This window comes from Novosphingobium sp. (genome assembly GCF_019748365.1).
GTDB lineage: Bacteria > Pseudomonadota > Alphaproteobacteria > Sphingomonadales > Sphingomonadaceae > Novosphingobium.
On record NZ_JAIEPN010000207.1, the window covers coordinates 1 to 12240 of the forward strand.

Sequence of the window (12240 nt, forward strand, 5' to 3'; positions counted from 1 at the left end):
TCGAAATGGTGGTGGATCGGCGCCATGCGGAACACGCGCTTGCCGGTGCGCTTGTAGACGAAGACCTGCACGATGACAGAAACCGCCTCCATCACGAACAGGCCGCCGACAATGCCAAGCACGATTTCGTGGTGGATCGAGACCGCGATCACGCCAAGCGTGCCGCCCAGCGCGAGGCTGCCGGTATCGCCCATGAACACGGCGGCGGGCGGCGCATTGAACCACAGGAACGCGAGCCCCGCGCCCATCACCGCGCCGCAGAAGATCGAAAGCTCGCCCGCGCGCGGCACGTGCGGAATGCCGAGGTAGGCGGCGTAGTCAACGCGGCCCGCAAGATAGGCGATGATCGCGAAGGTGCCTGCGGCGATGATCACCGGCATCGTGGCAAGGCCATCGAGTCCGTCCGTCAGGTTCACCGCATTGCCCGCGCCGACGATGACGAAGGCGGCAAAGAGATAGTAGGCCGGACCCATCGGCACGTAGAGATTGCTGAACACCGGCAGGTAGAGATTGGTGTCCGTCACCACCAGCGCCAGCGCCGTGCCCGCGACGACGAACTCGGCCAGCAGGCGGATGCGCGCGGAAAGCCCGGCGTGGGCGTATTTGGTGACTTTGGCGTAATCATCGAGGAAGCCGATGAGGCCGAAGCCCAGCGTCACCACAAGGCAGGCCCAGACGAATTTGCTGGTGAGGTCCATCCACAGCATGAGCGAGATCGCGAGGCTGATCACGATCATCAGCCCGCCCATCGTCGGCGTGCCGCGCTTGGCGAGGTGCGACTGCGGGCCGTCGGCGCGGATCGGCTGGCCCTTGCCCTGGCGCACCCGCAGCATGTTGATGAAGCGCGGACCGATGATCAGGCCAATCACCAGCGCGGTCATCAGCGCGGCGCCTGACCGGAACGACTGGTAGCGGATCAGGTTGGCGATGCCCTCGAAATGCAGCCATTGCGCCAGAACGTAGAGCATTCAGTTTTCCCCGGCCGTTTTGGCCCCGGCGGTGAGCGCGCGCACCAGGGTGCCCAGCCCGACCGAATTCGACCCTTTCACCAGAATGGCGTCGCCACCCTGCGGTGCATCGGCCGCGAGGCATTCCGCGGCTTCTGCAGCGTTTCCGGCATGGTCGAGTTCGATTCGTGCGGCAAGCGCGGGCCCCGCGCTTTTCCCCAGCGCCTTGGCCAGCACGGCCATTTCCGGGCCCACCAGAATGATCCGCTCGACGCCAGCCGCGATGAGCGGCTCCGCCAGCGCGGCGTGGTAGCCGTCCGAGGCCGCGCCCAGTTCCTTCATCGCGCCGAGCACGGCAATCCGCCGCCGCGCGGGCACCTGGCCGAGCGAGGCAATCGTCGCGCGCATCGAGGCGGGGTTGGCGTTGTAGCTCTCGTCGATCAGCAGCGCCTTGCCCGAACCATCGCCGCCCGGTGCGGGGATGACATGGCGCGCGCCGCGTCCGGCGAGCCCTTCCATTTCGGAAAGCGCGAGGCCCGCAGCGCCAAGATCGCCACCCGCCGCCGCGACCGCCGCCATGACGGCGAGCGAATTGTCGACCCAGTGCGCACCCGGCTGGGCAATCGTGTAGCACAGCTTGCGCTGGCCCAGCGCGCCCGAGAACGCAGCGGTGACAAGCGTGCCGCCGCCCGGCGCTGGCACCGCATCGAGCAGGCGCGCATCGGCATGCGCGCTGCGCCCGAAGCTGACGACATCGCCCGCATGGCGCGCAGCGGCTTCGCGCAGCAGCGCGAAGTGCGGGTTGTCCGCCGGGATGATCGCGGTGCCGCCTGCTTCCAGGCCCTCGAAGATTTCGGCCTTGGCGTGGGCGATGGCTTCCTCGCCGGAGAAATGGCCGATGTGCGCGGGCGCGATGGTGGTGACGATTGCGATGTGCGGGCGCACCAACCGGGTCAGCGCGGCCAGTTCGCCCGCGTGGTTCATCCCCATCTCGAACACGCCGAAACGGCTGCGCGCGGGGCACCGGGCGAGGCTGAGCGGCACACCGACATGGTTGTTGTAGCTCTTGACCGACCGGTGCGCGCGGCCCCGGCTGCCGCGATCAAGCGCAGCGAAGAGCGCTTCCTTCACGCCGGTCTTGCCTGCCGAGCCGGTCACGCCGATGACCACGGCATCGGTGCGCGCGCGGGCGGCATGGCCAAGATCGACGAGCGCCTGCGTGGTGCTTTCAACCAGCACATGCGGATAGGGCACCGGGCGCTCCACCAGCGCCGCCGCAGCCCCGCGCGCAAAGGCGCCTTCGAGGAAGCGGTGGCCGTCGCTCTCTGCACCCTTGAGCGCGATGAACAAGTCGCCCGGCTGCACTTCGCGGCTGTCCGTCGCGCAGCCCGAGACCTCGAACACGCCCGAGGCCGTGCCGCCGGTCGCCGCAGCGATCTCGTCCGCCGTCCACAAGGCAAGGCCGATGGCATCACTCGCCTCGACCGGCCATTGCAGGAGGGCACTCATGGCATTCATTGGCTGCACTCCCGTGCCACTTGCACGTCATCAAAGGGAAGGACGCGCATAGCCTCGCCGCGTCCCACGATCTGGCCTTGCTCGTGGCCCTTGCCCGCCACGAGCACGATATCGCCCGAGCCCGCCTCGGCAATGGCGGCGGCGATGGCTTCCCGCCGGCCGGCGACTTCGCGGGCGCGCTCGTTGCAGCCGCCCATCACGGCCTTGCGGATCAGCGCGGGATCCTCGCCGCGCGGGTTGTCGTCCGTCACGATCACGAGCTCGGAACCCGCACAGGCGGCGCGGCCCATTTCGGGGCGTTTGCCTTCATCACGGTCCCCGCCCGCGCCGAACACGGTGATCAGTTTGCCGTTCGCCGCCACATGCGGGCGCAGCGCGGCAATCGCGGCGGTGATCGCATCGGGGGTATGTGCGTAATCGACATAGACCGGCGCGCCGCTGCGGGTGATCGCCGCGCGTTCGAGCCGCCCGCGCACGGGCTGGATGCGCGCCAAGGCGCCGAGCGTAGCCGACGGGTCGCCGCCCGTCGCGATCACCAGCCCCGCCGAAACCAGCGCATTGGCGGCCTGATAGGCGCCGATCAGCGGCAGATCGAGCTTGCGGGTGGTGCCCTCGAACGCCAGCTCCAGCGTCTGGCCCAGCAGCGTGGGCGTGCGCGAGACAAGGCGGAGCGTCTCGCCCTGTTCGCCCACGGTGATCATCCTCAGCCCGCGCGATTTCGCGGCTGCAATCGCCTGCGCCGACCACGCGTCATCCGCCCAGATCACCGCCGCGCCGTCTTCGGCTACGACATCCCCGAACAGGCGCATCTTGGCCGCGAAGTAAGCGTCCATCGTGCCATGGTAATCGAGGTGATCCCGGCTGAGGTTGGTGAAGGCACCGGCTGCGACCCGAGGGCCTTCGTTGCGGAACTGGTCGAGCCCGTGGCTCGAAGCCTCATAGGCGACATGGCTCACCCCTTCCCGGGCGAGGCCAGCAAGGTTGGCGAGGAAAGTGACGATATCGGGCGTGGTCAGCCCAGTGGAGACGCTTTCGTCCGCCGTGGTGACGCCAAGCGTGCCAATCGAAGCGGCGCGGAAACCCGCCATGCGCCACAGCTGGCGCGTCATCTCGACCGTGGAGGTCTTGCCGTTGGTGCCCGTCACCGCCACCAGCGTTTCGGGCACCGGCGCGAAGAACGGTGCGGCCAGGCGCGCGAAGGCCCGGCGCGGCGCGGCAGCGGCGATATGGACTGCCCCGACCACCTTGGCTTCGGGCCGCGCGACGACGGCGATCGCACCCGCCTTCACGGCGTCCGCAATGAAATCCTCGCCATTCACCCGCGTGCCGACAAAAGCGCCGAACACGGTGCCCGGGGCCACCTTGCGGTGATCGATGGCAAAGCCGGTCACGTTCGCACCGGCCAGCGCGGCAGTCGTTTCAGGCAGCGCGATACCCGCCGCAGCGGCAAGGGCCGCAAGGTTCATTCGCCTTCTCCGGAGCTGACCAGCGGGCTGAGGTCGGAAATATCGACATCATGGTGCGCATCGGGGACCACGCCGAGCATGGGGCCGATGCGCGGCACCAGCCGGCCGACGATGGGCGCGGCATTCCACGCAGCGGTGCGCTGGCCGCTGGTCTGCTGGGTGGCCTGGGGTTCGTCGAGCATCACGATCACCACATAGCGCGGCTTGTCCATCGGGAAAGCCGCCGCAAAGGTCGCGATGAGCGAAGTCTTGCGATAGCCGCCGCTGCCCGGCTTTTCCGCCGAACCCGTCTTCCCGCCGACGCGGAAGCCCGCCGCGTCCGCCTTGCGGCCCGTGCCATCGGCCACGATCATGCGCAAGAGCTGGCGCAGGCGCGCGCTCGTCGATGCCTGGAACACGCGGCGCCCGGGCGGCAGATGTGCCGGATCGACCTTGTAGAGCGTGGCCGGGCGCCAGATTCCGCCATTGACGAGCGCGGCATAGGCCGCGGCGAGGTGCAGCGGCGTCACCGCGATGCCGTGGCCATAGCTCACCGTCATCGTCGTCAGCCGCGCCCAATCGCCCTTGCCGCCTTCGCCGCCGCCGCGCGGCCAGAGCGGGAAGCCGCGCGCAGGCAGCTCGATGGTCGGGCGCTCGTTCATCCCGAGCTGCTCCATCGTGCGCTTGAGCGCAACCGGCCCGAGCTTGTCCGCCACTTGCGCGGTGACGACGTTGGACGAATGGATCAGCGCCTCGGGCACGTTGAGCGAGGCGCCGAAGTTGTGGCTGTCGTGAATGGTGAAGCGGCCGATCTGCAGCGGCGTGGCGGGATAGCGCACGGCAAGATCGGTCACCACACCGGCATCGATGGCCGAGGCGATGGTGATCGGCTTGAACGTCGAACCGAGTTCGTAGACCTGGTTCGAGACGCGGTTGAACACGAGATCGTTGTAGGCAAGGTCCGACCGGTTCGGATTGAACGAAGGCAGCGAGGCCAGCGCGATGACTTCGCCGCTGTCCGCATCGAGGATCAGCCCGGCTGCGCCCTTGGCGTTGGTTTCCATCATCCCGCGGCCAAGCTCGTCTTCCAGTGCCCCCTGCGCCCGCGCATCGATGGAGAGCGCGGTGGGCGTGCCCCGGTGGACCGGATCAAGCAGCCGCGGCTCCAGCACCTGCTCCATGCCGACATGACCCTTGCCGGCCTCGTCAACGAAGCCGAGCACGTGGGCAGCAAGCGAGCCTTGCGGATAGAAGCGCTGCTCCTCGCGCGGGAATTCGAGTGCGGGTTCGCCCAGCGCAAAGACCTTGTTGGCATCTTCGGGCAGGACCCGGCGGCGCAAGTAGCAGGGTTTGCCCGCCTTCAGCCGCGCCACGAGATCGGCGTAGTCCGCATCGGGGAAAATGCCGACGAGCGCGCGGGCGACTTCCTCGGCCGTCTTGACCAGCGGCGCACCGCCCTCACCCAGTGCCTTGGGATTGAACCACAGCGAATAGGACGCAAAGGCCCGCGCCAGCGCGACGCCGTTGCGATCGGTGATCTCGCCGCGCGAAGGCAGCAGCGCCTCAGCCAGCGAAGCGCGCTCGGGCGTCCGCTCGAACAGGCCAAGTTGCGCGATGCGCACGCAGGCCGTCAGTGTCGCAAAGATGAACAGCAGCATGATCCACAGCGCGCGCAGCCGCGCCGTGACCAGCGCGCTCTGGCGCACGTTGGCGAGCTGGACCCGGCCGGTGGCAATGGCAGCGGAGGCGGTCAGCGAATTCACGGGGCGGACTTGCTCCCCTTGGCGGCCGGCTTCGGCGCGGGTTTGGCGGTCTTGGCGGGCTTGTCGGACTTGGCAGCGGCAGGCTTGCCCGGCTTGTTATCGGCCTTGCCCGCCGTGAGCTTCGCGCCCTTGCCGGAACGCTCGGCATCATCCTTGGCCGTCTTGCCGGACTTGGCGAGGCTGGCCTTGTCCGACTTGGCCTTGCCGTCCTTGCTGTCCTTGCTGTCCTTCTTGAGCGACGTCACCATGGCGAGACGCGCGCCGAGGTTCGCGGTGGCTTTGGCGCGCTCGGCAGCATCCGCGGGCCGCGCCGCTGGCTTGTCCTCGTCCTCGTCAGATCTGGCGACGGGTGCCGAAATATCGGCCACGGCGGCAAGATCGGAAATCACCGAAGGGAACGCAGCCTCGGCGGCCACGGCATCGTCGGCGCTCGCCACACGGATCGGCGCGGGGGTATCCGGGCCATCAGGCTTGGCGAAGGCGGCCAGCTGGCGCTCGTTCGCCAGATACTGGCCTGCCGTCGGCGCGACATAGCCGAACTCGACATCGTTCCAGAGCTTCAGCTGCTGCTGGTTGGCGCGGGTTTCCACCTCGGTTTCGAGATAGAGCTTCTCCTTGCGCAGCGCGACGATCTGCAGCTCGGTGCGGTGGACCTGGCTGCGCAGCGCGTTGACGCGGAAGGCGAGCACCATGACCAGCGCGGCGCAGACGAGCAGCAGCGCAATCCAGCCGATCGAGCGGAAGCGGTGGGCGCTGACCATCATGCCGCCATCTCCCGTGCAGGCGCGGCGGTGCGCACTGCCCAGCGCAAGGTGGCAGACCGCGCACGGGGGTTGCGCGCCTGCTCCTCCGCGCCGGGGCGGATGGCGGCGGAGGGCTTCTCGAACACCGGCGCGGCGCTGGGTGCGCTCATGGGGAGGTGGCGCGATCCGGCTGGCAGAGCGCCCGCGCCTTCGCGGAGGAACTGCTTGACGATGCGGTCTTCAAGGCTGTGGAAGCTGACGACAGCGAGGCGGCCGCCGGGCGCGAGCACCCGCTCCGCTGCGGCCAGGCCAGCCTGCAACTCGTCAAGCTCACCGTTCACATGGATCCGCACGGCCTGGAAACTGCGCGTCGCCGGGTCTTTCGGCGCGCCGGGACGATAGCCCAGCGCCTTGCGCACCACATCGGCGAATTGCCCGGTGGTCGTCAGCGGGCGGGCAGCGACGACAGCGCGGGCGATGCGGCGCGACTGGCGCTCCTCGCCATAGTGGTAAAGCACGTCGGCAATCGCTTCCTCGCTCGCACCGTTGAGGAAATCCGCCGCGCTTTCGCCCGCCTGCGACATGCGCATGTCGAGCGGGCCATTGCTGGAAAAGGCGAACCCGCGCGCGGCCTGATCAAGCTGCATCGAGCTCACGCCGATATCGAAGACAATGCCCTGCACGCTCGAAACACCCGCTTCCGCAAGGCCCTCCGCAAGTTCGGAGAACCGGCGGGGATGGAGGACAAGGCGGGGCGGACTTTCCGAAACCTCCCCCCAGGCCCGGCCCGCCACAATCGCATCGGGGTCGCGATCGAAGGCATGGACGGTGGAGCCGGCACCGAGCAGGCGGCGGGTGTATCCGCCTGCGCCGAAGGTGGCGTCCACGATCAAGCTGCCGGGCGCGGGGTGCAGCGCGGCGACAACCTCATCGAGGAGCACGGGGATATGGGGAGCAGCGCTCATTTGCGGGCTGCCTTGGCTGAGAATTCGGCCATGCGGGCGCGGCACGCCGATTTGACCGAGTCCCACTCGGGGCCCATCGCAAACAGCACTTCAGGCGCCCAGATCATGATCTGGTGCATGCCGCCGTGGAAATAGAGCTCATCGCCGACGTGGGCCTGCTCGCCGAGATATTCGGGCAGAACGAAGCGGCCGGAATCATCGAAGCTGATGCGGGCAAAACCGGCGATCTGCGCGGCGCGCAAGTCGATATCGAAGGGTTCGCCGCGCTCGATCGCCACGCGTTCCTCGTGCGCGAGCATCTCGGCAAAGCTCTCGGCGCGGGATTCGCCGAAGCCGACGAGGCAGGGGTGCTTGGCGTGCTTGTCGAGGCAGAGGATGCGATTGCCCTTGGAGGCTTCGCGGACGGTCTGGCGGAAGTCCGCAGGGAGGACAAAGCGGTTCTTCTCGCCGCGCGGCGAAAAGCCCTGCCCCCAATACTGCGACTGTGCCCCAGCCACGTGCCGCTTCCCCCAGCGGACGAAAGCCTCCCAACCCGGCCGCGCACACCCGCGTGGCCGACTCATCCCCCGCGGATGCGTCATGGAGTCCGTCCTGATGGGGTATTGTCTTAACGCGGGAGGGTCCGGGCGAAAAGGGGAAAATGCGGGAAATTGCGTCCAAACCTTGAATCTAAGGGATGAATCCTAGACTACCTATAGCCCTGAGCGAGCGGACCGCTCCGAGTACCCTCTGGCAAAGTCGCGCAATTCCGCCAGATTTCGACATACATCCCCCCTCCGCTCAGGCGGTCGCGTGCCCTTCCCGCGATTTCCCGCGCTGCCCGGATGTGGAATAGTCTGTGGAAAAATCAGGGGAGGAAAGCGCGCTGCATCAAACCGCGCAAGGCGCGCGCCCGTGAGGAGGCTTCGGGGCCGTCGGCTGGTTCCAGCAGGGCAGAATCGGCCACGATCAGCACGAAGCCCTTGCCGATGCGGCATTCCGCCATGAGCCCTTTCTGCTTTATCTGGCAGTTCCGGGGTCCCTCGGCCAGCAGGCTGAGCTCACCCGGCGCGTTCACGGGAAACGGCATTCCCGCACTTTCCCGTCCCTCGCGCAGCACGAGGCCCCAATGCGCGAGGATCGGGCCCAGCAGCACCGTATCGGCCGGTCGGCGCGGATCGCCGAGCGGGAAGCGGCTTTCGGCGGTGAGCAGCGGATCGGCAAACAGCAGAAGGTGCCCCCCGCCGCGCACCCAGGCATCGAGCGCGACGTTCTCCGCCGGCTCCAGCGGACGCGGCTGCGCGACAAGAAGATCGGCGAGCGCCCCCGGCGCCAGAAGCGTATCGAGCGGGACGATGCGGCGGCCGTCCTCAAGCACGGGGCGGGCCCAGTGCGGCTTCGCCGGCGCGGCCAGCTGCGCAGAGACGCCTTCAGCCTCGCTCCACAGGATCGGCAGGCTGGTGAACAGGCCCAGCGCTTGCGGCGGCGGCGGCGCAGCGCGCTGGCAGGCGGCGAGCGCGAGGGCGCCAGCCGCAAGGATCAGTGCTGCCTGGCTGCGGATCAGTTGCCCGTCGGGCGCGGCGGCTGGCGCGCGGGCTTGGCTGCGCCGCCCACCGGCAATTCGGGCGCGACGCCCATATCGACCAGCGGATCGTTCGCCGTGCTGGGGCTCGCGCTGGGGCTGGCGGCGGCGGCAGGCGATCCTGCGGCAGTGCGCTCGACCTGCTTGGCGCGGTCCATGATCACATTGGCGAGGCTGACGATGAGCAGCATCCCGGCAAGCCCGAACAGCCCGATCTGGAGCCGGTGCACCGCCTGCGCGCGCAGTTCGCGCGGGCCGGGATGGGCAGGTTGGAGCGCGGCGAGGCGCGCGGCTTCCGCCGGGGTTTCCGCCGCTGCGTCCGGCGACGGGCGGCGATCAGGGAAGAGGCCGAGCAATGCCATCGGCCTGATCTTACCCGCTTATGCCAGCCAGGGGAAGACCGGGAGCCCCTTCGCGCGCAGCCACTCCGGGTTGTAGAGCGAGGAGAGGTAGCGGAAGCCGGTGTCGCACAGGATCGTGGCGACACGCTTGCCGGGGCCAAGCTGCTTGCCGAGCGCGACGGCGCCCGCGACGTTGATGCCGCTCGAAAGGCCAAGGCAAAGCCCTTCCTCGGCGAGCAGGCGGCGCACCCATTCGAGGCCTTCCTCGTCCGAGATGCGGAACTGCGTATCGATCGGCGCGCCTTCAAGATTGGCGGTGATGCGCCCCTGCCCGATGCCTTCCGCCACCGAGGAACCTTCCGCCTTCAGCTCGCCGTGCGCGTAGTAGTTGTAGAGCGCGGCACCATGCGGGTCGGCGAGGCCGATCGTGATGTTCTCATCGAAGGCCTTGAGCCCGAAACCCACGCCCGCGATCGTGCCGCCGGTGCCCGCCGCGCAGATGAAGCCATCGACGCGGCCTTCGAGCTGCGCCCAGATTTCCGGCGCAGTGCTTTCGATATGGGCGCGGCGATTGGCGATATTGTCGAACTGGTTGGCCCAGATCGCGCCCTCGGTCTCCTCGGCAATGCGGCGCGAGGTGTGGACGAAGTGGCCCGGATTGGAAAACGGCGCGGCGGGCACCAGCACCAGCTCGGCGCGGAGCGCGCGCAGCGTGTCCATCTTCTCGCGCGATTGCGTCTCGGGCATCACGATCACCGACTTGTAGCCCAGCGCATTGGCGACGAGCGCGAGGCCGATCCCGGTATTGCCCGCCGTGCCTTCCACGATGGTGCCGCCGGGCTTGAGCAGCCCCTTCGCCTCGGCATCGCGTACGATCCATAGCGCCGCGCGGTCCTTCACCGATGCGCCGGGATTGGCGAACTCGCACTTCCCGTAGATCTCGCAGCCGGCCGCCTCGCTCGGCCCCTTGAGGAGGACGAGCGGCGTGTTGCCGATCAGCGAGAGGGTATCGGACACGATGGCGGGCGGCGGGACGGTCTGGGTCATGGCGCGTGAGGTAATGCGGCGCTGCGCTGGCCGCAATGGATTTGCGCTTTCAGGGGGCGAAGGGGGATTGTGGGCCGAAAGAGAAAGAGGGTTCGCGCAGAGACGCGGAGGGAAAGAAGAGCGCAAAGAAGTAGAGTATGCCGAAGGCAGGTCCCGTTCAGAGAGAGGACGATTCCGAACGGAACAGGCGGCTGGGCCGCAGCAAAGCAGTCTCCGCGCCCTTCTTTTCCTCTGCGTCTCTGCGAGAAACGCTCTTTATTCCTACTCCCGCCCCGCGCGAATGGCCCCAGCCGCCGCGAAAGGCGCAATCGCCAGCGCCGCAAGGCCGGATGCCGCGAGCAGCAGCAGCCCGCCCTCCCCGCCCGGCTGGAGCGAGCCCGCGCCGAAGATCAGCAGCGGCACCGCCAGCGGGATCGCCAGCAACCCGCCCAGCGCGGCGCCTGCCCGCAGGCCCGCCGTCAGCGCCGCAATGGTAACGCCGATCGCCGCCAGACCCGGCGTCCCCAGAAGCAGCCCCGCCTCGACCGTCCAGAGCTGTGCGCCATCCAGATTGAGCAGCCCCGCCGCCAATGGCGCGGCCAGCATCAGCGGCACGCCAAAGCTCAGCCAATGCGCGAGGATGCGCAGCAGCAGCACGCCTTCTTCGGCAATCCCGCGCAGCGCCCACTGGTCGAAGAACCCGGCTTCGAGATCGGGCTCCACCAGCCGGTCGAGCGGGAGGATCGCCGCAAGCAGCGCCGCCACCCAGATCACGCCCGCGCCGGTGCGTGCGAGGAGCTTTGCATCCGGCCCCACCGCGAAAGGATAGAGCATGGCGACGGCCAGAAAGAACAGCAGCGGCAAGAGCGCCCCGCCCCGCCCGGGCGCGCCCATCAGCAGCAACGTCAGATCACGCCGGAAGATCGTCCACAGCGCGCTCATGGCAGATGTTCCAGCAGCGCCAGCGTGCGCAGCTTCTGCAATTGCAGCGGCTGGTGCGAGGCGATCACCGCGATGCCGCCGAGCGCACGGTGTGCCTCGATCGCGGCCTGCGCGCTCGCGCCCCAGTGCGTGTCGAGCCCGTTGAGCGGCTCGTCGAGCAGCCAGATCCGCGCGCCACTCGCCGCCAGCCGCGCCAGCGCCGCGCGTTTGCGCTGGCCAGTGGAGAGATAGCGCACCGGCACATCGAGCAGGTCTTCAAGGCCGAAATCGGCGCGGGCCTCTCCCGCGCGGTCGATCTGGCGCCAGAACGCCAGCGCCTCGCCCAGCGGCCGGTGCGGATCGAGCGCAGGCCGTTCATCCGAAAGCGCCAGCGTGCCCTCGTGCTCGACATGGCCGTTATAGGCGCGCAGCAGCCCCGCCAGAATGCGCATGAGGCTCGACTTCCCGATGCCGTTGGGCCCGGCAAGGTGCAGCGCCTCGCCCCCCGTCAGCTCGAAGCCCACGCCCTTGAACAGCAGCCGGTCGCCGCGCCGGCAGGCAAGATCATAGGCAGCGAGACGGCACGGTTGCATCGTCCCTGCCGATAGGGGAAAGACGCCCCACTGCCAAGGAGACCCTTAAATGGCGATTGCCCAGCTGACCGAAACCGAACGCACCGCCGCGCTCGCCGCCCTGCCCGCATGGTCCTTGCGCGAAGATGGCCTCGCGATCACCCGCACCTTCCGCTTCGCCGATTTTGCCGAGGCCTTCGGCTTCATGACCCGCGTCGCGATCCTTGCCGAGAAGGCCGATCACCACCCCGAATGGTTCAACGTCTACAACCGCGTGGAGATCACGCTGACGACGCATGATGCGGGCGGACTGAGCGCGCGCGATGTGGCGCTGGCGGAGGCGATTGACGGGTTTGGCGGCTAGGCCAGATTGGCCGCATCCCTCGATTGCTGCGGCAAGTCGTTCCAGCTAGGACAAAATCGGCGATCCGGGGGAGC

13 protein-coding genes are annotated in these 12240 nt (G+C 68.4%); 1 reads left to right on the forward strand and 12 read right to left on the reverse strand.

The features are described from left to right. From mraY to ccmA, 12 genes are all read right to left on the reverse strand, one after another. Positions 1-968 (reverse strand): phospho-N-acetylmuramoyl-pentapeptide-transferase (gene mraY, locus K5Q19_RS21745; RefSeq protein WP_292949604.1); only part of this gene is annotated, 968 nt, incomplete at its 3' end. Continuing rightward, positions 969-2465 (reverse strand): UDP-N-acetylmuramoyl-tripeptide--D-alanyl-D-alanine ligase, encoded by a 1497-nt coding sequence (murF, locus tag K5Q19_RS21750; RefSeq protein WP_292949608.1) that lies wholly within the window; start codon positions 2463-2465, stop codon positions 969-971. Next, complete coding sequence (locus K5Q19_RS21755) at positions 2462-3931, reverse strand: UDP-N-acetylmuramoyl-L-alanyl-D-glutamate--2,6-diaminopimelate ligase (protein WP_292949611.1); 1470 nt, start codon at positions 3929-3931, stop codon at positions 2462-2464. The genes murF and K5Q19_RS21755 overlap by 4 nt, the downstream gene beginning before the upstream one ends. Next, positions 3928-5673 (reverse strand): penicillin-binding protein 2, encoded by a 1746-nt coding sequence (locus K5Q19_RS21760; protein WP_292949613.1) that lies wholly within the window; start codon positions 5671-5673, stop codon positions 3928-3930. The genes K5Q19_RS21755 and K5Q19_RS21760 overlap by 4 nt, the downstream gene beginning before the upstream one ends. After that, entirely contained in the window at positions 5670-6437 is a 768-nt protein-coding gene (locus K5Q19_RS21765; protein ID WP_292949616.1) for a hypothetical protein, read from the reverse strand. Before K5Q19_RS21765 ends, K5Q19_RS21760 begins: the two co-directional genes overlap by 4 nt. Then, positions 6434-7381, reverse strand: coding sequence for a 16S rRNA (cytosine(1402)-N(4))-methyltransferase RsmH (gene rsmH, locus K5Q19_RS21770; protein WP_292949619.1), 948 nt, complete (start codon positions 7379-7381; stop codon positions 6434-6436). Before rsmH ends, K5Q19_RS21765 begins: the two co-directional genes overlap by 4 nt. After that, entirely contained in the window at positions 7378-7878 is a 501-nt protein-coding gene (locus tag K5Q19_RS21775; protein ID WP_292949622.1) for a division/cell wall cluster transcriptional repressor MraZ, read from the reverse strand. The genes rsmH and K5Q19_RS21775 overlap by 4 nt, the downstream gene beginning before the upstream one ends. A gap of 350 nt (positions 7879-8228) precedes the next feature. After that, complete coding sequence (locus K5Q19_RS21780; RefSeq protein ID WP_292949624.1) at positions 8229-8738, reverse strand: hypothetical protein; 510 nt, start codon at positions 8736-8738, stop codon at positions 8229-8231. 182 nt (positions 8739-8920) lie between these two features. Continuing rightward, a complete protein-coding gene (locus K5Q19_RS21785) occupies positions 8921-9304 on the reverse strand; it encodes a hypothetical protein (RefSeq protein WP_292949627.1) in 384 nt (127 codons plus the stop codon). 18 nt (positions 9305-9322) lie between these two features. After that, a complete protein-coding gene (locus tag K5Q19_RS21790) occupies positions 9323-10330 on the reverse strand; it encodes a cysteine synthase A (RefSeq protein WP_292949630.1) in 1008 nt (335 codons plus the stop codon). 261 nt (positions 10331-10591) lie between these two features. Then, positions 10592-11251: a heme exporter protein CcmB gene (gene ccmB / locus K5Q19_RS21795; RefSeq protein ID WP_292949632.1), complete on the reverse strand. Its 660-nt coding sequence runs from the start codon at positions 11249-11251 to the stop codon at positions 10592-10594. Continuing rightward, positions 11248-11823, reverse strand: coding sequence for a heme ABC exporter ATP-binding protein CcmA (gene ccmA, locus K5Q19_RS21800; protein WP_292949635.1), 576 nt, complete (start codon positions 11821-11823; stop codon positions 11248-11250). Before ccmA ends, ccmB begins: the two co-directional genes overlap by 4 nt. 49 nt (positions 11824-11872) lie before the next feature. On the opposite strand from ccmA, the gene K5Q19_RS21805 reads away from it, so the two are divergent. After that, complete coding sequence (locus K5Q19_RS21805; RefSeq protein ID WP_292949638.1) at positions 11873-12166, forward strand: 4a-hydroxytetrahydrobiopterin dehydratase; 294 nt, start codon at positions 11873-11875, stop codon at positions 12164-12166. The last annotated feature ends 74 nt before the right edge of the window (positions 12167-12240 follow it).

Excerpts from the sequence above, each read along its gene's own strand:
- murF (WP_292949608.1), bottom strand. The coding sequence starts at position 2,465 with ATGAATGCCATGAGTGCCCTCCTGCAATGGCCGGTCGAGGCGAGTGAT.
- K5Q19_RS21755 (WP_292949611.1), bottom strand. The coding sequence starts at position 3,931 with ATGAACCTTGCGGCCCTTGCCGCTGCGGCGGGTATCGCGCTGCCTGAA.
- K5Q19_RS21765 (WP_292949616.1), bottom strand. The coding sequence starts at position 6,437 with ATGATGGTCAGCGCCCACCGCTTCCGCTCGATCGGCTGGATTGCGCTG.
- rsmH (WP_292949619.1), bottom strand. The coding sequence starts at position 7,381 with ATGAGCGCTGCTCCCCATATCCCCGTGCTCCTCGATGAGGTTGTCGCC.
- K5Q19_RS21785 (WP_292949627.1), bottom strand. The coding sequence starts at position 9,304 with ATGGCATTGCTCGGCCTCTTCCCTGATCGCCGCCCGTCGCCGGACGCA.
- K5Q19_RS21790 (WP_292949630.1), bottom strand. The coding sequence starts at position 10,330 with ATGACCCAGACCGTCCCGCCGCCCGCCATCGTGTCCGATACCCTCTCG.
- ccmB (WP_292949632.1), bottom strand. The coding sequence starts at position 11,251 with ATGAGCGCGCTGTGGACGATCTTCCGGCGTGATCTGACGTTGCTGCTG.
- ccmA (WP_292949635.1), bottom strand. The coding sequence starts at position 11,823 with ATGCAACCGTGCCGTCTCGCTGCCTATGATCTTGCCTGCCGGCGCGGC.
- K5Q19_RS21805 (WP_292949638.1), top strand. The coding sequence starts at position 11,873 with ATGGCGATTGCCCAGCTGACCGAAACCGAACGCACCGCCGCGCTCGCC.